The organism is Rhizobium sp. BK602 (assembly GCF_014195095.1).
Lineage (GTDB): Bacteria > Pseudomonadota > Alphaproteobacteria > Rhizobiales > Rhizobiaceae > Rhizobium.
The window spans coordinates 520,693-538,281 of sequence record NZ_JACIBC010000005.1 but is presented as its reverse complement, the minus strand read 5'-3'; the positions used below and the strand labels follow the sequence as shown (position 1 = coordinate 538,281).

17 protein-coding genes are annotated in these 17,589 nt (G+C 59.4%); 15 read left to right on the top strand and 2 right to left on the bottom strand.

Translation table 11 applies throughout. From position 1 onward, the window contains the following. Positions 1–208: 208 nt before the first annotated feature. Entirely contained in the window at positions 209–1,246 is a 1,038-nt protein-coding gene (locus FHX11_RS19020; RefSeq protein ID WP_184359475.1) for a FecR domain-containing protein, read from the top strand. Positions 1,247–1,281: 35 nt separating this feature from the next. Here the strand turns inward: FHX11_RS19020 and FHX11_RS19015 are convergent, their stop codons facing one another. After that, a complete protein-coding gene (locus FHX11_RS19015) occupies positions 1,282–3,480 on the bottom strand; it encodes an adenylate/guanylate cyclase domain-containing protein (RefSeq protein WP_184359473.1) in 2,199 nt (732 codons plus the stop codon). A gap of 459 nt (positions 3,481–3,939) precedes the next feature. Here FHX11_RS19015 and FHX11_RS19010 point away from each other — a divergent pair, with 459 nt between their 5' ends. The 11 genes from FHX11_RS19010 to FHX11_RS18960 all read left to right on the top strand — a co-directional run bounded on the left by FHX11_RS19010 (position 3,940) and on the right by FHX11_RS18960 (position 14,101). Continuing rightward, complete coding sequence (locus tag FHX11_RS19010; protein ID WP_184359359.1) at positions 3,940–5,895, top strand: SARP family transcriptional regulator; 1,956 nt, start codon at positions 3,940–3,942, stop codon at positions 5,893–5,895. 266 nt (positions 5,896–6,161) lie between these two features. Next, positions 6,162–6,947: a phosphatase PAP2 family protein gene (locus FHX11_RS19005; RefSeq protein WP_246781078.1), complete on the top strand. Its 786-nt coding sequence runs from the start codon at positions 6,162–6,164 to the stop codon at positions 6,945–6,947. 35 nt (positions 6,948–6,982) lie between these two features. Further along, a complete protein-coding gene (locus tag FHX11_RS19000; RefSeq protein ID WP_184359471.1) occupies positions 6,983–8,677 on the top strand; it encodes a S8 family serine peptidase in 1,695 nt (564 codons plus the stop codon). A gap of 190 nt (positions 8,678–8,867) precedes the next feature. Next, entirely contained in the window at positions 8,868–10,256 is a 1,389-nt protein-coding gene (locus tag FHX11_RS18995; protein WP_184359356.1) for a radical SAM protein, read from the top strand. Positions 10,257–10,277: 21 nt separating this feature from the next. Beyond that, on the top strand, positions 10,278–10,601 hold the full coding sequence (locus FHX11_RS18990; protein ID WP_184359354.1) for a hypothetical protein: 324 nt from the start codon (positions 10,278–10,280) through the stop codon (positions 10,599–10,601). Positions 10,602–10,671: 70 nt separating this feature from the next. Continuing rightward, complete coding sequence (locus tag FHX11_RS18985) at positions 10,672–10,995, top strand: hypothetical protein (RefSeq protein WP_184359352.1); 324 nt, start codon at positions 10,672–10,674, stop codon at positions 10,993–10,995. A 109-nt stretch (positions 10,996–11,104) separates the two neighbouring features. Next, entirely contained in the window at positions 11,105–12,538 is a 1,434-nt protein-coding gene (locus tag FHX11_RS18980) for an HEXXH motif-containing putative peptide modification protein (protein WP_184359469.1), read from the top strand. Then, positions 12,538–12,912, top strand: a complete 375-nt coding sequence (locus tag FHX11_RS18975) for an S-adenosylmethionine decarboxylase (RefSeq protein ID WP_184359350.1) — start codon at positions 12,538–12,540, stop codon at positions 12,910–12,912. The genes FHX11_RS18980 and FHX11_RS18975 overlap by 1 nt, the downstream gene beginning before the upstream one ends. After that, positions 12,909–13,688 (top strand): class I SAM-dependent methyltransferase, encoded by a 780-nt coding sequence (locus tag FHX11_RS18970; protein ID WP_184359348.1) that lies wholly within the window; start codon positions 12,909–12,911, stop codon positions 13,686–13,688. Before FHX11_RS18975 ends, FHX11_RS18970 begins: the two co-directional genes overlap by 4 nt. A 16-nt stretch (positions 13,689–13,704) precedes the next feature. Beyond that, a complete protein-coding gene (locus FHX11_RS18965) occupies positions 13,705–13,890 on the top strand; it encodes a hypothetical protein (RefSeq protein WP_184359346.1) in 186 nt (61 codons plus the stop codon). 31 nt (positions 13,891–13,921) lie between these two features. Beyond that, on the top strand, positions 13,922–14,101 hold the full coding sequence (locus FHX11_RS18960) for a hypothetical protein (protein WP_184359344.1): 180 nt from the start codon (positions 13,922–13,924) through the stop codon (positions 14,099–14,101). On the opposite strand, the gene FHX11_RS18955 is transcribed toward FHX11_RS18960, so the two are convergent. Next, a complete protein-coding gene (locus FHX11_RS18955) occupies positions 14,102–14,359 on the bottom strand; it encodes a hypothetical protein (protein WP_184359342.1) in 258 nt (85 codons plus the stop codon). On the opposite strand from FHX11_RS18955, the gene FHX11_RS18950 reads away from it, so the two are divergent. The 3 genes from FHX11_RS18950 to FHX11_RS18940 all read left to right on the top strand — a co-directional run bounded on the left by FHX11_RS18950 (position 14,339) and on the right by FHX11_RS18940 (position 17,207). Further along, positions 14,339–15,109, top strand: coding sequence for a ThiF family adenylyltransferase (locus tag FHX11_RS18950; RefSeq protein ID WP_184359340.1), 771 nt, complete (start codon positions 14,339–14,341; stop codon positions 15,107–15,109). The genes FHX11_RS18955 and FHX11_RS18950 overlap by 21 nt on opposite strands. Positions 15,110–15,189: 80 nt before the next feature. After that, positions 15,190–16,728, top strand: a complete 1,539-nt coding sequence (locus FHX11_RS18945; RefSeq protein WP_184359338.1) for a methyltransferase domain-containing protein — start codon at positions 15,190–15,192, stop codon at positions 16,726–16,728. Then, a complete protein-coding gene (locus FHX11_RS18940) occupies positions 16,725–17,207 on the top strand; it encodes a GNAT family N-acetyltransferase (protein ID WP_184359336.1) in 483 nt (160 codons plus the stop codon). The genes FHX11_RS18945 and FHX11_RS18940 overlap by 4 nt, the downstream gene beginning before the upstream one ends. The last annotated feature ends 382 nt before the right edge of the window (positions 17,208–17,589 follow it).

Sequence of the window (17,589 nt, the reverse complement as noted above, 5' to 3'; positions counted from 1 at the left end):
TCTTCGGATCAATTGTAGTGCATATCATTGTAATTATTGTATAATTTTCAAAATTGAGATTTATGAAGAGTAATTTTGGCGGAATTTACCCACGTTTCGGCGAAATCTAATTCAAAAATAACAAAATCTACGCGGTTTATACCCATAAATTGCGATTTGTATTCAAGAATATCCTATGATAAAATATAAACAAGCTTTGGGGGGTGAGATGTTAAATCTCCGTCACGCCGTGACTGTTGTGTTGAGCGCCACGCTGCTCGCACCGTTGTCTCCGAAAGCCGCCGAGAAGGTCGGCCAGGCGGTGCTGATTAAAACCGAAGTTACCGGCGCAGGTGGTCCGCTGGCAGTCGATGATCCCGTCCATCGGGACGAGCAAATCCGCACCTCCCTTTCGGGCCTTGGACAGTTCACATTTCGAGACGGTACGAAATTGGCTGTTGGAGCCGGCTCGTCTGTTGTCATCGACAAATTCGTTTTCGATGACTCGGGCTCGGTTAAAAAGCTCACCATCAGGGCCGCAAAGGGCACTTTTCGCTGGGTGAGCGGGAATTCAAACTCTTCTGCGTATCAAATCGTGACGCCCGCCGGAACGATCGGCGTGCGTGGGACGGCATTTGATTTTTATGTCGGGGCGAACGGTACGACGGCGGTCGTTCTTTTGAATGGCGCCGCGCAGTTTTGCGGCGCGGGTGGCTGCAGGCAGTTGAAACAGCAATGCGACTGCGTTGTTGCTAAGCGCAATGGTCAGATCAGCGATCCTCGCCGGGTCAACCGCGGCGTTCTCAAGACGCTCGGCAACCAGCGGGCTCTGCCGTTTCTGTCCGGGGATCAGCAACTTTCAGGGCGAATGGGTTTTGTCGGTGGCGGCGGCTGCGGTCTGTCGATGGCGATGAAAGACCGGCCCAACGGGATATCGCCGCGCAGCGCTCCGGCAAACAATCCTGCTCCGACACAGCACGATACGCCTAGCGTACCCAGCACGCCGCAATCGCCGCACGCCGAGACGCCCGCTGCGCCTAGTCCGCCAGAAACTCCCAGCACACCGAATGTCCCAAATCCGCCAAGCACGCCTGACAAGCCCGGTAAGCCGGACAAGCACGATGGTGACGAGGGCAAGCATCATGGTCGTCATGACCGCCATGGCAGAGGCGATCACGGCTGGGGCGATCATCACCGGGGTGACCAAGACAATGATGGCGATCATAATGATCAAGGCGATCACGGAGGCGGACATCACCATCGGTAACACAGGAGGAGTTACGGCGACGGTGGCGAAATCAACTAGATGTCGGCCGCTTTGTCTGCAGGCTCGTCGACGAAGTGTCCGGCTCGGCGCGAAATCTGGCTGTAAAACTCATGCAACAGTCCTGTCGTGGCGATCTGTGCCTTGAGTTTTGCGGCGGCGACAAGTTTGCGGCTGCTCGCTGACCGTGTTCGCAGGGCAGCGACAAGCCGCCCGTGCATGGCTTGAAGCTCGACGAAATCAGCGGATTTCGCCAGGCGTGCATCACCGACGACCGCAAAGAGTTTGGTTCGCATACTTTTACCCTTTAGCGTCAGCGCTCCCGCCTCCAGTAGAGCGCAATCGGGCAGCAAGCTTGCTGTCGGTTCGGATACCAGAATGTCGAAATTAATGTCCTTGCAGGCAGATTCGATACGCGCGGCGATGTTCACGGCATCGCCGACTGCGGTATAATTGAAGCGTGTCTCGGCACCCATATTGCCGACGCATGCAAGCCCCGTATGGATGCCAATCCCTATCCCGACCCGCCGCGCGTCCCCGAAGCCGAACGCATCGCTGTTGTTGAGGCGGGCGAGCGTTTCTCGCATGCCCAGGGCTGCCTGCACGGCCTTGCCGGCATGATCGGAGACATCGACGGGAGCGTTCCAGAAGGCCATGATTGAGTCTCCGATGAATTTATCGAGCGTGCCTTCATTGGCGATGACATGGTGGCTCAGCGCATCGAGTAGCGTGTTCAGAAACGCGACGACGGCGCTCGGGGTCATCTCCTCGCTGATCTGGGTGAAATTTCGCACATCGACGAACATGACGGTCAGCTCGCGCTCATCTCCTCCGAGGCGTAGGGCATTGCGCGTATGCTCGATGCGGTGGAGCAGCGATGGTGAGAGGTAATGGCCGAAGGCCCGACGGACATCGCGCCGTTCGCGATCGGTCACGAGAAAGCGGAATGCCGTTGCGGCGAAATGCGTGATCGATCCCGAGACGATCGGTGCCAGCGGGTCGAAGAGAAGCCCGCCATAAAGGAAGGCAGCCCAGGAGGCGACAAGGGCAAAAAAGGTGATCAGCAGGCCGCAGGCAAGGGCGACGGCCGGATTGACGAAGGTGGTGAGGATCACCAGAAGGCTGCCCAGGACGGCGATGGACAGGATCTCCAGCCCATCTGCCCAATCCGGCCGGGACAGGAAGCGACTTGAAAGGATCTGCTCGACGATCTGCGCATGGATGGAGACACCCGGCACGTTTTCACCAAGGGCCGTTGTGCGGACATCCTGGAGCCCTGAAGCAGAGGTTCCGACGAAAACGATGCTGCCTTCGATGGCGGCCCTGATATCGGCGGAGACGCCTTCCGTCGCGAGTACCCTGCCTGCCGAAATATACCGCTCTTTTGTGTCGGGACTGACATAAAGCCAGAGCTCTCCTGAAGCCGTGACCGGTACCACGAAATTCCCGATCTTGACCCGGGTCAATGTGTTCGGCGTGTCCGGCGCCGCGTCGAGTACATAGGTGGAGGCTCCCTGTGCGACACGGAGCGCTTCCAGCGCAAGACTAGGGTAAAGCTGCTTGCCGCTGCTGAGAAAAAGCGGAACCGCGCGCACCACTGCCGATGATGTACCCGGATTGAGGCTGATATGACCGAGGCCCGCGGCATTGGCTTCCAATTGCGGTTGCAGCGGCGTCGCGGCCTTGATTGCGGGCGGCGCATCGAAGGGACTTTCGCCAGTATAGGCAAAGCCTGCCTTGACCGATGGCAGATAGCTTCCCTCGTTGGAGAGGCCAAAGCCCAGCACCACCGGCCTTCCCGAGAGCGATCGGGAAAAAATCTCATCATTATCCGGTAGCTTACCCAGCAGCGAGGGATCAATGCCGGTGACGTCGCGAACGACATTGCGGGGCGACAGGCGGTCGGGCTCGGCGAAGAGGATATCGAAAGCGATAGCGGCCGCGCCCATATCGGAAAGCCTGTCGACAAGCACGGCAATCCGGTTTCTTGGCCAGGGCCATTGACCGAACTCCCGCAGCGAGGCTTCGTCTATATCGATGACCCGGACAGGTTGGTTCTTGAAGGTCCGGGGCACCAGGCGCTGATACTGGTCAAATGTCAAATCGCGGGCGAGCCTCAGCAACGGAGGATCGCTTGCCCGCAGGATCGTCAATGCTGCGACGAAGGCCAGGCCGATAACGACGCCAATTTGCTGCGCACGCGTCACCATTATGGTGTCAGCCCCTTTGCCCTGCATCCCCGGCAACAGGTAACGATTGGAAGAAAAACAAAAATCTCTTGGTCTGCTGCTGCGCCAGGGAAGAATACGCTGCCTTGTTCTTGGGCGCGATGCAATGATCAAAATATAGAGGAGATAGGGAACAGAAGTTTTGCGCGGCGACAGCTGAGGTAATGCCGCCTAAGTGTCGCTGATCGGGCGCTATATCACCGAGCGGTACCGTGAGACGTGCGTGGCGTCATCGACCTCAAGAACCTGCCAGCGCAGGTGGTCGGCAAATATCGCGCGGTCTACCGCTTTGAAGGGCTGCGGTGACAAAGGATTTTCCGTGTCGACCAAGGGGATGCGCTGCCTTTCTGGAGAATAAGGCAAATGATCGTCGGTGACGTGAATGACGCAATAACGTTACTTTGACGCAGCATTGACAGTAGCCTGATAGTGCCAGCCCCCAGGGATACCGAGGGGAATGATTGGTCCATGCTTCAATTCGTTGATCGCCAAAACATCGATATGCGCCGTGGAAGCTCGGTTGCGTTAGCTGCTCGCTTGCCTCGCGCTGCATTTGTGGCAGACTGGCCTCTGGAGGGTAGGCCTTGGGGCTACCAGACGAGCGCATCGGGCACGACGGGGGTGGGGCCGATGGATCGCATGGATGAAAATCATGCCATGTTCCGGATGTTTCTGCTCGGGCCTTTTGCCCTTGTGGACGCCAATGGCAGATCGGTCACGCCGAAATCACAGAAAGCTCAGGCGCTTCTGGCCATGCTTGCCCTCTCGGCTCGCGGCTCGCGCTCGCGGGTCTGGCTCAGGGACAAATTGTGGAGCGACCGCTCGGACGACCAGGCGGCGGCCAGCCTGCGCCAGGCTCTTCTGGACATCCATAAGGCGTTGGGGTCTGCACGCAACCTTCTGATTGCAGACAAGAATACGGTTTGGCTGGACATGGACCGGATTGTGCTCGATACCGACCGCATGGTTCGGACGGAGCGCCCCGCGGATCAGATCACCGACGAGCTGCTTGAGGGGATCGACATCCGCGACCCGGAGTTCGAGGACTGGCTGACGCTGGAAAGACAGAACTGGTATCGGCGGGTTGAGGAAGGGCGCATCGATGATGTTTTCGAACCACGACAACAGCCCAGCCGCGATATCGGGAAGCAATCCGCGCTGCTGCCGTCGACGGGGGCGCCGGACCAACGCAAGCCGGGCACCCCTATCGATGCCGCAGGTAGTGACCATTCCGGCCCGCCGCCCAGCGGTGATTGGCAATGGGTGATCACTCTTCAGTCCCCGATCGTCATCGGCGCCGGAGAAGGCGGACAGATCGTAGCATTGCAGTTTCAGAATCTGATCGCCAAAGCTATCCTCGACGGATTGGCAATCGGCGTGACGGATCTTTCCTTTGATTCCCCGCATTCGGGTGAGACAGGGCAGAAGGTTAGCCTTCCAGTATGTCTTCAGTTGCGATTGACGTTCGACCGCGGGATGGTGCTGATCGAACTTGCGATCAAGCATCTGATCGACAACCGGATTCATTGGCTGGGCAGCCAGATGATCGGCCGTTCGCAACTCGAACGGGCCGAATTCGGAACGACGGTTGCGTTGATCAGCCAGGCCATCGATCAGTTGGCTTATTTTCAGGAAACCCAGGCAAGCGACGGGCGGCTGGCGCGAGACGGCCTGTTCATCGACGCGGTCAATGCGATCTTCCGTTTGTCGCATGGCGATCTCGAAAATGCGGAGCGGCTGCTTGAGGAACAGCTCCAGTACCGGCCGCGTTCCTCGACCTTCGCCTGGCTTTCGTTCATCAGGACCTTCCAGGTCGGCCAGCGCTTCAACGTTCTGAACGCCCACCTGCTCGAAGAGGCCCAGGCATATGCACGCAAGGCGCTCGAACTCGATCCGCAGAACTCGGTTTCGCTCGCGCTGGTCGGGCATGTCCATTCGTTCCTGTTCTGCGAATACGACTATGCTGCCGGCCTGTTCGAAAAATCCATCCGTCTCAATCCGGCATTGCCGCTCGGCTGGGATCTCTATGCCATGTTACATTGCTATGCGGGACAGCCCGGCAAGGCCGTAGCCATGTCGCGATGGGTTCAGGAACTCGGCGTCTATAGTCCGCATAGATACTATTTCGACACGACGAAATGTATCGCCGCAGCGCTCGGCGGCGATCACGCCGCAGCCATTGCTGCCGGCGAGGAGGCGCTTCGGGCGCGGCCGAACTTCAACAGCCTGCTGCGCTATCTTGCCTCCAGCCATGCCCATGCGGGTGATCTCGCCGGCGCCCGGCGCTATCTGGAGCGTCTCGATGTCGTCGAGGGGGGCTTTTCCATAAATGCGTTTCGCGGCAGCGGGTATCCGCTGCTCAAGACGGGCGGCGGCCAACTCTTGATCGACGGCCTGCGCAAAGCAGGCGCAAGACTGCGCTGACACCGGCACGATTCTTCAGGGCTTCATTTCAGGAGGTTGTAATGGACGCGGATTTAGGTGCGCAATCAAAGATCGTTACCTTTCTCGAAGCATATAAGTTCAAGGTTGAGCCGGACGCTGTCTTGCCATGCGAGCCGAAGGATGGCGGGGATCTACAGGCGTTTACGGACGCTCCACCACCTCCACCCGAGGCGTCCCCGACCCCGGCACCTGAACTGGCACCGGATGTCGAGCCCCTTCCGACAGCCGGCCCAATGATGGCGACGATGGCGGCCGCTTCGGTTCTGAACAAGAGCGTCGCGAACAAATCCGTCTTCAACAAAGCGGCTCTGAACAAGAACAAGAATAAAAACAAGAACAAGGCGGCAATGGACGGAGGAAATCTCGGTGTATCGCAGCTTATCCCCGCTTTCGAATTGCGCCGGCTGCACCAGCAACCATCCCGCAATGCTTTCACCGCCGCCCGGCGCTTTACATGGGAAATGCTGGACATTCTTCCGCCGCCCGGCCCGGATTATACCCGGCTGGAAACGACGGTCCTCCTCTCGATGCAGCGTCGTGACCGCGAGCGGGCGAGGCGGCTGCCCGATATTCAAAGCGAGGCAACGATCTCGGTCTCGGAGTTTACGCGCGCCCTGCATATCGAGGACATCGGCGGTTTCGAACAAACCGAGAGGTTGTTCCAGGCAATCCTGACTGCCTGCGAATATGTCGGGTTGATCTATAAGAGCCAGTTCAACAGGCTCCGGCCGAACCAGTTCGAACCGCTTCTGAGACCACTTCTGGCTGTTCCGGCCCATGAGGCCTATCCCAGCAACCACGCCTTTCAATGCTTCTCGATCGTCTTCGCATTTTCGACGATCCTGCCCGAACATCCGGCGACGGATGAACTTGCCCGGATAGCGCAGAATGTCGCCGAAAACCGCGAGTGGGCCGGGCTGCACTATCCAAGCGACACGCAGGCTGGCCGGGATCTGGCGCGGCGTTTCGCTCCCTATCTTCACGATGCCTTCGGCCCGCTCTTCCAGGCCGTTCACGACGAGTGGATCTGAGTTCGTTCGTTCCCGTTCAAAAAGGGGTTATTCACATGCCTGTCGAAATGGAAGCGCCGCAAACTGTGCCAATCAACTATTACTATCTGTGGCACCTGACTGCTCTCGGCATTATCGATGCTGATTACGGTCCCGCTCCGGTTGGTCCGCCGTCTCTCGGCGAGAGCGCCGCGCGTGGAGTTCCCGATCCGGCAATCGGCGATACCGTCTGGGACACGATTGCGGCCGCCGGCCCGCTCCATCCTGCGCGAGTTGCGCTGATTGACGTCGGGGTGACCAGGGATCATCCCAATCTGGCAAGCCGGCTCGATCGCGAGGCATCGATCGATTTGACGACCCACCGTTACGGAGCACGGACGGAGGAGGATTTGGATACGGCGACGTCCTTCGACCGCGAGGAAAGGCGCGCCTTTTTCGCCGGTCTCGATATCGCACCCCTTGGCAATCTCGGCCTTTCAAATGATGATCGGGACTATCTCAACGACATCGTCACCGAATATGCCGCATCGCAAGGCGTGGTTCGGCGGCTTTACAATCCGGAGTCGCTTTTTGCCTCCCATGGCACTTGTTGCGCGGGCCTGATCGTTGGGGAACCTGCCGTCACGGTTGAGAACAGCGAGCCGTCCCTGCCGCCGGAGGGCGCCTTTTATGGAAATGGCGACGAACCGGAACCGAGCGACAACCGCAACGTCATCCCCTATTTCGGCGTAGACCCCTTCTCCAGGCTGATTTCGATCAGGACGTCCTTCGAGGACGACGCCCGACAATTCTTGGCCGCGTTTCTTTACGCCTACCACCAGAAGGCCGATGTGATCGTATTGCCGCGCGGCCTGCCGGACCCCAAGCGGGGTATCGTGCCGCCTAAAAATGAATTGAAGGCGGATCTGGAGTGCTGGAAACATCAGGATGCGGCCGATCTTTTCGCCCGCATTGCGTTTGCCGAACAGGGCGGCCCGGAACTGGAGCCGAAAGCAGCGCAGAAGGGCTCCAACCCGGACAGGCTATGGCACATCCTGAAACAGCTTATCCTCGGGATCAGTCGGCATATCCCGATCGTATGCGCGGCGGGAAACAGCGGCGAGAGCCAGTTGATCTATCCTGCCAGCCTGGCGACCGACAACAACGGCATTATTTCTGTCGGGGCCGTGACCGTGGAAGGTTTCCGTTCGGGCTACAGCAACTATGGCGAAGGCCTCACGGTGGTTTCACCATCCGACGACGGAGAGGTTTTCAATCGGCATCAGCTGCGCATCGACCGGCTTTCCCCCTTTGCCGCGCAACACGACTACGGCGTGTTTCAAGCGCCGGAATATTACTATTCGCATTTCTCGCTGTTGACGACGGACCTGTCCGGGATATTCGGTTATGACCGCGGTGCCGATCCGTGGTCAGCCATCGTGCCGTTTGGCGCCAATCCAGGCGTTGGTGGCGGCTACTACACCAAATTCGGCGGTACGTCGGGGGCCTCGGCACAGGTGGCGGGGATCTGTGCCCTGATTCAGCGGGCACACAAGAGCCGCCACCATGCCGGCGCCCGCCTTTCGGGTCCGCAGGTCAAGTCCATTCTCAAGGCTGCATCGCGACAGGACGTAACGGTCGCTCCGGGAACGAGGAAACTGACAGCCGACTGCATGAATGCCGACAACGAGGACGCGCTCGATATATCCTATTTCTTCGGCTCGGGCTTGCCCGACGCCCGAGCCGCCGTCCAGGCCGCCTTGGCGACCTGAGCCCTGAAGGCGGCATTTCAAGGAACTACGAGCCCCTTTTTAGGGGCTATTTTTTTAGCTTTTGCTTCTTTTCACGGAATTTTCACGCGCGAATGGCGGCCCGATGACGGGCCTGCGGGATAGTGCCTCCAACAGAAGAGAACATGTGATGCCGGAGTTCGGACGAGGAACCGGACAACAGGAGAGGATCATGAGTGTCTCAAATTCGCAGGAATATCGCTGGTCGCCGGACGCCAAATTCATCAAGCGGAGTGACGGCAACGCCGTGGCCGTCAATTTCGCCACCGGCGCAAAGCTGATCTTCGGCCGTGAGGAAGGCGACGCAGTCTCAAGCTTCAGCGGCCTAACATTTCCTTTCGCTCTCGACGATGACTTGCCTGACGCGCTGCAAACGACCCTGGTCAACGGCGGCTTTCTCATCCCGGACGACGAGTTCGAGAACCGGGAGCGGATGATCCGCGAAGCCGTGCGCGAGGCGGCCGAAGAAAGCTCCGGGCTGATCATCATGCCGACGGAGAAATGCAATTTCCGCTGCACCTACTGTTATGAATCCTTCGCCAAAGGCCGCATGCGGCCGGAAAGGGTCGAGGCGCTTTCGGCGGCGATACATAGCCGCATCCAAAAGGCGCGCAGCTTTTCGCTCGGTTTCTTCGGCGGCGAGCCACTGCTGTGCAGCGACATCATCCTGCGGCTGTGCCAAGAAGCGCTGCAGGAGTGCAGGCGCAAGGGTATCTTCTTCGGCGCCAGCATGTCGACGAACGCATCGCTCCTTACCCCGTCTCTGTTCGACGAACTCATCGGCGTAGGGCTGGTCTTTTTCCAGGTGACGCTGGACGGTGATCGCGAATTGCACGACCGGCAGCGTGTGACGGTGAAGGGCAAGGGAACGTTCGACGGTATCGTCGAAAATCTGAAGGCCATGGCGGCGACATCCCATGATTTCACCGTAGCCCTGCGTTGCAATGTCCATTTCGAGGATAGCGAGCGGGTATTGGCCCTGTTCGATGCCGATGAACTCGACTTCGTCCGACACGATCCGCGCTTCATCATCGACGTCCACTATATCTGGCAATCCGATCGCCAGACGCTGACGGAATCCTCGAAAGAAGGCTGTCTTTCCGGTCTGCAAACCGGCCTCGACAAATATGTGCTGAATGCGGAGCTTTCGCGCCGCGGCCTTTCCACTGTCGGTTATGACGATGTGCCTGGCATTCTCGGCAATGCCTGTTACGCCGGCAAGAAGAACTGGTTCATCGTCGGCGCGGACCTCAACCTCTACAAATGCACCGTCGTTTTCGACAATCCGAAGAACAAGGTCGGTCACATCGACGGCGCAGGCAACCTGGTTGTCGATGAGGGGCTGAACCGGCTCTGGACCGGCTCCAACACGGCAACCGATAGCGGCTGCGCTTCCTGTTACCTGCGCGTTCCCTGCGGCGGATTGGCATGTCCCCTGACACGCTTCACCGCCGGCTCGAAAGGCTGCCTGGAATTGCGCGATGCCGGGAACCTGAAGAACTGGGCCGAACGGCTCAGCGTGCCCGCGGCAGGCCTCCCCGATGCTGCCGCCACCCACTAACCCAGGAAAAGGATGAGAGACATGCCGGATTCCACTACGGAAATCAGCCACAAGGACTTCGTGCTCGATCGTGCTCAGCGGATCGACAAGCTCTTCAAGGCTATCGAAGACAATACCGCCAAGCGCGAGCAGTTCTTCTCTTCGCCCGAAACGCTCGGTGCCAAGTTCGGCGTCACCTTCTCGCATGAAGAGGCCTTCGCCATCAGCACGATGAAAGGCATCGGACTGGCGGACCTTCGCGAGCGGCTGGTCCTCAGCAGGGCCGGCATCTTCGACGGCAACTGCGGCTGCGCGCTCTATGGTCCGGGCGGCGTGCTGACCCGGGCAATCAAACCCGGTCTTTGAGGTCCCGGACGGACCACCTCACCGCGACAGCGGACTCTGATGCAATCGAAACATCGAAAGGAGTATCAACATGCCGGATAGGAATGAAGGATCGACCCACAAGGACTTCGTGCTCGATCGCGCCCAGCGGATCGACAAGCTCTTTCAGAAGATCGAAGGCGACGCCACACAGCGGGAAGCCTTCTTCAAGGAACCGCAGGCCCTCGGCCAAAAGTTCGGCGTTACTTTCTCCCATGAGGAGGCCTTCGCCATCACGTCGATGAAGAACGTCGGCCTTTCCAATCTGCGCGAACGTCTCGTGCTCAGCCAGGTGGCCTTCTTTGACGGCAACTGCGGCTGTGCGCTGTTCGGCCCGGGCGGCGTTCTCACCCGCCGGATCGGAGCCGGCCTCTGATCGTCTACGGACGGCCGCTCGTCGATGACGGGTGGCCTTCCGCTCCGGCGCGTATCGCCCCGGACTGTATTTTCGACCCGTCCCCAACAGGAAATCCAAGGAGGCTGCGATGTCAGCGTCTCGTATCGATGAACTGGCCTGTCAGGCGCGCCTGTTGCTCGCCAGCAATCCGTTGTTGTCGAAATCCGCTTCCCTGGACATCGTCGCGACGCGCAACCTTCAGAAGCGGCGCTTCCGCTATGGCAACACGCTTGCCGTTGTTTCCGAGCTTCCAGATTGTGCCGCAAAGGTCGAGGCGCTGGCCGATTATTTTCCCGAATTGGCGCATCGCGGATATCGCCGCGTCCGCGAAAACCCGCCGGTTGCCGCCGGGCCGGTTGGAAGCGATCCCTACCGATCCTCCGCGCTGGCGGCCTGGATGGACGGGCTTCAGCGAGGGCTGGAGTGGTATGCCGGCGGCGCCGATTTGCAGATCGTCAGCTATTACCTGCAGCCCGATCTGGTGGCCGCGGATTTCTCGCTGGAGCGTCACCCGGTGCGGCGGCTTGCCTGCGGAATAGGCCTCGTCCCGATCGACAGCCTAACCAAAAGCCGTATGATGCAACCTCGTGTGGCTCAATGCCTTCCGGATTATCCAAGCTCCGAATATCCCCTGCCGGATGAAGAGGATCTGGACCGGATCGCCGATCATCTGAACAGGGCCGTTGCGCTGGCCGCAGAGGTGGATCCGCAAGGCTGCCGGCGCCTGATCACGAGCCTGCACACGTTTCATGTGGGGTTGCGGCGTGATCCACTGAGTTCCTTCTCCAGTTCCAATGAATTGCCCGGCAGCGCCATAGTGGTCCTTTCGAAGGAGCGCTTGCGCGAAAGCGACCTCGCAGCAACGGCCGCCCAACTGCTTCACGAAGCGGGGCATGTCCTGCTGGGTTTGTATACGACCTCGGCAGTGGCATCCCTGCCCGGGGAATTCCAGTATGTGTCGCCTTACAAGAATGATCTACAGACGCTCGAGAGCATCCTGCACATGGCCTACACCATTCCCTGGGAGTGCGCCGTACGCATGGCATGCCTATCCTTCAGGGTACAGCCTGAGCAGCGCGCGCGAGAAATGGCCTTCATCATTGCCTATGCAGCGCGGCAGATTCCGCTCATCGATATTGCCTGGGAAGGGATCGGACGTCTCGGCGGCGATGTCCTCCTCGACCTCCCTGACATCGCCGCCATCCCTTCATGGAGTGCTAGGGTCCTGGAGCTTGTCGACAGGTTGCTGGACGAGGAGCCGCCTCTGCGCCGGCAGGCGCATCATGCCGAGCGCCAGCGGGTCCTCGACCGTCAAGCCTGGGATATCGGACAGATGCTGTTGCGCGACAAGGAGCCTTTCGATCCAAGGATGGGTCAGCGGACGCTGGACGGCAACGGCGATTGCGTGCGCTTGTGGTATGATGGCAGATTCCACGTCATCCAGAGAGCTGCCTATCGCCCCACCGGCAAGGACTACGGCCGCTATGCCGAGACGGTCGGCGAAGCGATGGAGGCGATGTGATGGGCGAACTCCGTTCCCACCGATTGTCGGCCGTCGTCAGTGCACCCGACGAGATCCTGAATGCCTCCGCCGACAGCCTTTTGACCCTGGCGCGCCAGGCCGTGGCAGATGCCGAATTGACCACCATATCCTGGGCGAAGGCGGATTTTGAGCCGCAGGGAGCATCGATCATCCTGCTGCTGCAGGAATCCCACGTGGCACTGCATGCCTGGCCCGAATACGGCAAGCTGACGGTCGATATTCATGTCTGCGATTTCAATCGCGACAATCTCGGCCGCGCCCGTCAGGTCGCCGAAGCACTGAGCTTTGCCGACCGCTATCCGGACAATCGCGGGCTCTGGTCCGTACAGACCATGCGGGGTGACGGGCCGTGAACGCTCTCGAATATCGCGCCGATCTGTACGATGTCATCCACGGACGGCGATCGCACGACATCCAATGGTATCTGGAGCTTTGCCGCAGGGCAGGAGGCCGCGTGCTTGAACTCGGGGCAGGGACGGGACGAACTGTTCTGCCCGTCGCCCGGGCGGGGATCGAAATCGACGCGCTCGATATAGCCGAGGAGATGCGCCTTTACCTGACGGAGAAGTTGCAGCGGGAACCGGAGCATGTCCGCAAGAAGGTTCGCATCCTTGCCGGCGACATGACCTCTTTCTCCCTGCCGGATCACTACCGGCTTATCCAGATCCCCTTTCGCAGCTTCCTGCACAATACCGGGCCGGAAGCCCAGCTGGCCTGCCTTCGGCAATGCCATGCCCATCTCGAACCCGGCGGCCTGCTCGCTTTCGACGTCTTTCTGCCTTCCGAGGACTATATGTCAGCCTTCGAGGGAGACTATGAGGGGCTGTTCCGGACGGATGCGCCTTATCCGCTGCCGGATGGCGGTTTCCTGTTGCTGAGCGAGTGGAACGACTATGACCGGCAGGCCCAGACCGTAAGAGCCGTGCATCGCTACGAATTGTTGGCGAGGAGCGGCGGGATCGATCAAAGTCTCTACCAGATCCTCGACCTGGCATTTCTCTACCCGCACGACCTGCAGCGGCTGCTTACAGCGGCCGGCTTCACTGACATCACCCTCTTGAGTGACTTCACCGATCAACCCGTGGGGCCGGAAACGCGCGATGTCGCCGTCATGGCCCGACGACCTTGAAGCATGGAGAAAAGCAATGAAAGCAGATGAAGGCAAAGCCAAGTTGGTCACCCACAAACAGCGGACCGACGGACACGAGATCACGCTCGCGCTCAACGAAACGCAACGGCTCGAACTGTCTCGCCTGACCGGCCGCGACCTCACGCACATCAAGATCGGCATCCAGGAACTGGCCGACATAGGTGATCTCGTCGCCAATTGATCTCTCAACGCACAGCACAGGAGATATTCAAATGCCCGAAGAAAGAAACCCTACGGTAGCACCGGTCTCGACCGCCAAGATGCATATCGTCACCATCAAGCTCACGCCCGAACAGCGGACGGAGTTCCAGCGCCTGACGGGCGAGACGATCCAGGAACTACGGATCGGCGTCGAGGATCTTCTCGATATCGGCGATCTCGTTGCCAACTGATCAGACAACGCGGAGGCCGGTGTCGTGACAGCGAACAACCATGCCCAATCGACCGGTTGCGGCCGGGCGCAATTTCGAGCCGATGTCCGGCTCGTGCATGCGCCCGACCGGAAACGCTCCGGCCTCCAGCGCGGCCTGCGCGTCGTCTGGCTTCCGGACGATGTCGCGGACTTTATCTGGGAAAGAGGACCGGATGTCCTCGGGTCTGCGTTCCACGCCTTCCTGAAAGAGGCCGACATGCTGGCGGAGGACGAGCATCTCTCCGAGGCGAGCGACCGCAATGCCGTCTTCCTCTCAGCCCTATGCGCCGGACCCCGCGATCTTGCCGGGTTTCAGGATACCGACTTCGTCATCGTCGGCTGCGGTGGCCTGGGTTCCCAGATTGCTGTCCAGCTCGCAGCCCTGGGTGCCCACAATTTCTTCCTGGTGGACGGCGATCGTATCGATGAAAGCAACTTAAACAGGCTCACCTGGGCAACCCGTCAGGACGTTGGTCAATTGAAGACCGACAGGCTTGCCAGCTATTTGTCGTCGCGCTTTTCCGCCACGGTGCTGACCTTGCCCGAATTTGCCACGGGATCGGAAGCCGTACGGCTCATCATGGCCTATGCGCGCAATCCGTTCCTGGTGCTGGCCGGCGACAACGCCAGCCTGGCGCGACAGTTCCTTACGGCGTATCACGCCTTCTCGGCTGCATTTCCACCCTATCTGCATGTCGGTTACGTCGGAGCTCATTGCATCGCAGGCCCGCTGGTGGCGAGGCCGGACGACGCTTGCCCCTTTTGCAATTCTGCCGCCGAAGTGGCCAACGATAGCGGCTTCGTCGCACCTTCGGCACTTGCCAACAATGCGCTGATTGCCGGTTTTGCAGTTTCGCAGATCGCCATGGAGCGCTTGACACGTCGTTCTATCCTGTGCGGACACCGCTGGCTGTTCGATCTGAGAACAGGCCGGGCCGGGCTGCGCTCCATTTCCAAACATCCTGAATGTAAGGTATGTCACCCATGAACGCGCTATCTGCTCAAGACTATTATTGCTCCGTCGTCGCAGCCCTCAAACAGAAGAATGTTCCGCCCGGCGGCGAGGCAATGATGGACGCAATTCTCGCGGCTATCCCACAGACTGCGGACAAGATCATCGATCTCGGTTGCAACACCGGTTGGGTCGCGCGTCAGGTTGCGAGAGCCTTTCCTGACGCTAGAGTCGTCGGGGTGGACGTCAACCCGGCGATGATAGAGGTCGCCCGGGAAGCGGCGCGGCTGGAAGCCTCGGCAGCGGAATTCGTGTGTGTTGACGGCGCGGCCATGCAGGATGTCGCCCGTGGCGCAGATGTTATCATATGCGGTGGCAGCGCTGCCTTCTTCGAGCGGCCGCAGGACGTTTACCGGGCGGTGGCGCGATGCCTAGAGCCGGACGGGCTGCTGATCGACTGCCACTACATATATGACGCTGACGCGCCGCTGTCCCTGCGGCAGGAAGAGCAAGAGATGTTCGGCCTGGGCTGGATGCCCAACGGGCTGTGCGATATCGCTGCGGTCTATGAGGATGCCGGCCTGACGGTCAACAAGATCAGACGCCTGTCCCGGTTCCGGTTCGAGGAGACTGCCGCGGCCCGCTTGGCCCGCAGTATCCTGCACGCTGTTCCGGGGATGCAGGAGCTGGTGGACGCGATGACGGAGCGCCGGCGCCTGATCGGCCAATTGGCTCGCTACCGCTATCCCTATCTTCTCGTCGCCGGTTCCGGAAGGCCCGTTGCCGCATATCCGCCAGCTCAGCGAGAGATCACCAAGGCGCTTGCGACACTTGATCTCTTCAGCATGCCCATCCCTCGCGAACCCATGGAGGTTCTGCGCGGCTATTTGCCATATCGGTTTCTGGCGTATGTGGGAGATCCTGACGCTGCTCCCGGAGGCGGCCGTGCCGTCGATGTTCTCGCCCGAACCCTCCAGACGCTTGGTATCGGTCCTGATGCACGGGTGCTCGACATCGGCTGCTTCACCGGTCTTTCGACGATCGTCCTTGCCCGTTATTTCAGCGAGGTCACCGGCCTGGATATCGAGGAGCAGTTCGTCAATATCGCATCGGCGGTCGGCCGCACTCTGGCAAGCCCTGCATGCTTCATTGTCGGCGACGGCGCCGGAACGGGATTTCCCTCCGACCACTTCGATGCGGTGACGATGACCGCGACCTTGGCCTACACGCCGCGCCCGCTGGCGATGCTGGCGGAGGCGCGGCGCGTGCTGAAGCCGAATGGTCTGCTCGCCGAATTCGTCTACCATCACCATGACCGACGACCGGAGACCGAGAAGAAGATCAGGGAAGCCGTTGGTCCCGATGTCGTGCTCGCACCGTTGTCCCAGCGTCTGGCAATGTTTGAGACGGCGGGTTTCGAACTCGTCGACCTGATTGTGGTCGACACTGGCGCGGCATCACCGACAGAGCAATCGATGCTGCAGGAATACATCGCGCATCGGGAGCGCCTGCTCGACGGTTCCAAGACGAGCGAGGATATCCAGGAGTTTTCGGAATTGTTCACCCACTATACGGGGCGCCTTTCGGAGCACGTGGAAAAGCCGGTCGCCTATCTTTGCCTTTTTGCCAAGAGCGAGGCGAGGCCTCTTGAATGACCGAGGAAAGCCCGCTGGCAATCGCCGCGCTATCCGACCTTCAGCTTGCCGACTACCGGACGGATTTGACCGTTCGGCTGACGCAGTCCTACGAGCGATTTCGCGGCTTGGCGGCAGAGCAGGCCCAAATGCTTGCACAGAGGCGTGTTTCACACCTCTTTGATGCTATGGTGGCGGATCCAGTGAATACGAGCGCCCTGGGTCTATGGCAGGCGGACGCGCAAGTGGGCACGGTCTGTTTTTCGCTCAATCATGCGGAATCCCATTTGTTTCTATGGGATATCATCGTCGCCGGGCAGCATAGACGGAAAGGCCTCGGCACTCGCATGATGTATGAGGTGGAGCAGATCGCATCTTCCTCCGGCCTCGACCGCGTCCAGCTCGCTATAGAATTCGGCAATCCGGACAGCACCGGCTTTTTTCAAAGTCTCGGCTATCGTTTCGTCGCGATCAGCGCTCTGAAGGAGTTGAACCAATGAAGATTTGTGAGCGTTTCGTGCTTTAAAGCTGTGCCGTCCGTGTCTGCGTTCGGCATCTGGCGTCGCTGAGGAAAAATTGTTTCAATGTGTTAGCAATTCTACCGTAAGGCTGAATGCTCATATCCCAGCCGTCGGTTCATATCTCTTCAAGAGCAAAAAAGACAATTTTATTCAACTATTGAACGTTGGTGTTGCAGATTTTACACGCATATCGGAAAACGAGCGTGTGAATATCATTCGTGCATGCTACTTTTCGCTGTACTTTTTCAGAAATCTGCTATTGAGCGGTTCAGGCCCATGATCGGCTACACCGCTTTCAGGTGCATCTCAATGAATTTTGACCGACATGCCGATTGAGCAAGGCTTGCCTTGCGCAAGCGAA

Coding starts and splice junctions, on each gene's coding strand:
- FHX11_RS19005 (WP_246781078.1), top strand. CDS start 6,162: ATGGCGGCCGCTTCGGTTCTGAACAAGAGCGTCGCGAACAAATCCGTC.
- FHX11_RS18950 (WP_184359340.1), top strand. CDS start 14,339: ATGCTGGCGGAGGACGAGCATCTCTCCGAGGCGAGCGACCGCAATGCC.
- FHX11_RS18990 (WP_184359354.1), top strand. CDS start 10,278: ATGCCGGATTCCACTACGGAAATCAGCCACAAGGACTTCGTGCTCGAT.
- FHX11_RS18995 (WP_184359356.1), top strand. CDS start 8,868: ATGAGTGTCTCAAATTCGCAGGAATATCGCTGGTCGCCGGACGCCAAA.
- FHX11_RS18960 (WP_184359344.1), top strand. CDS start 13,922: ATGCCCGAAGAAAGAAACCCTACGGTAGCACCGGTCTCGACCGCCAAG.
- FHX11_RS18975 (WP_184359350.1), top strand. CDS start 12,538: ATGGGCGAACTCCGTTCCCACCGATTGTCGGCCGTCGTCAGTGCACCC.
- FHX11_RS18985 (WP_184359352.1), top strand. CDS start 10,672: ATGCCGGATAGGAATGAAGGATCGACCCACAAGGACTTCGTGCTCGAT.
- FHX11_RS18955 (WP_184359342.1), bottom strand. CDS start 14,359: ATGCTCGTCCTCCGCCAGCATGTCGGCCTCTTTCAGGAAGGCGTGGAA.
- FHX11_RS18940 (WP_184359336.1), top strand. CDS start 16,725: ATGACCGAGGAAAGCCCGCTGGCAATCGCCGCGCTATCCGACCTTCAG.
- FHX11_RS18965 (WP_184359346.1), top strand. CDS start 13,705: ATGAAAGCAGATGAAGGCAAAGCCAAGTTGGTCACCCACAAACAGCGG.
- FHX11_RS18945 (WP_184359338.1), top strand. CDS start 15,190: ATGATGGACGCAATTCTCGCGGCTATCCCACAGACTGCGGACAAGATC.
- FHX11_RS19015 (WP_184359473.1), bottom strand. CDS start 3,480: ATGCAGGGCAAAGGGGCTGACACCATAATGGTGACGCGTGCGCAGCAA.
- FHX11_RS19020 (WP_184359475.1), top strand. CDS start 209: ATGTTAAATCTCCGTCACGCCGTGACTGTTGTGTTGAGCGCCACGCTG.
- FHX11_RS19010 (WP_184359359.1), top strand. CDS start 3,940: ATGCTTCAATTCGTTGATCGCCAAAACATCGATATGCGCCGTGGAAGC.
- FHX11_RS18980 (WP_184359469.1), top strand. CDS start 11,105: ATGTCAGCGTCTCGTATCGATGAACTGGCCTGTCAGGCGCGCCTGTTG.
- FHX11_RS19000 (WP_184359471.1), top strand. CDS start 6,983: ATGCCTGTCGAAATGGAAGCGCCGCAAACTGTGCCAATCAACTATTAC.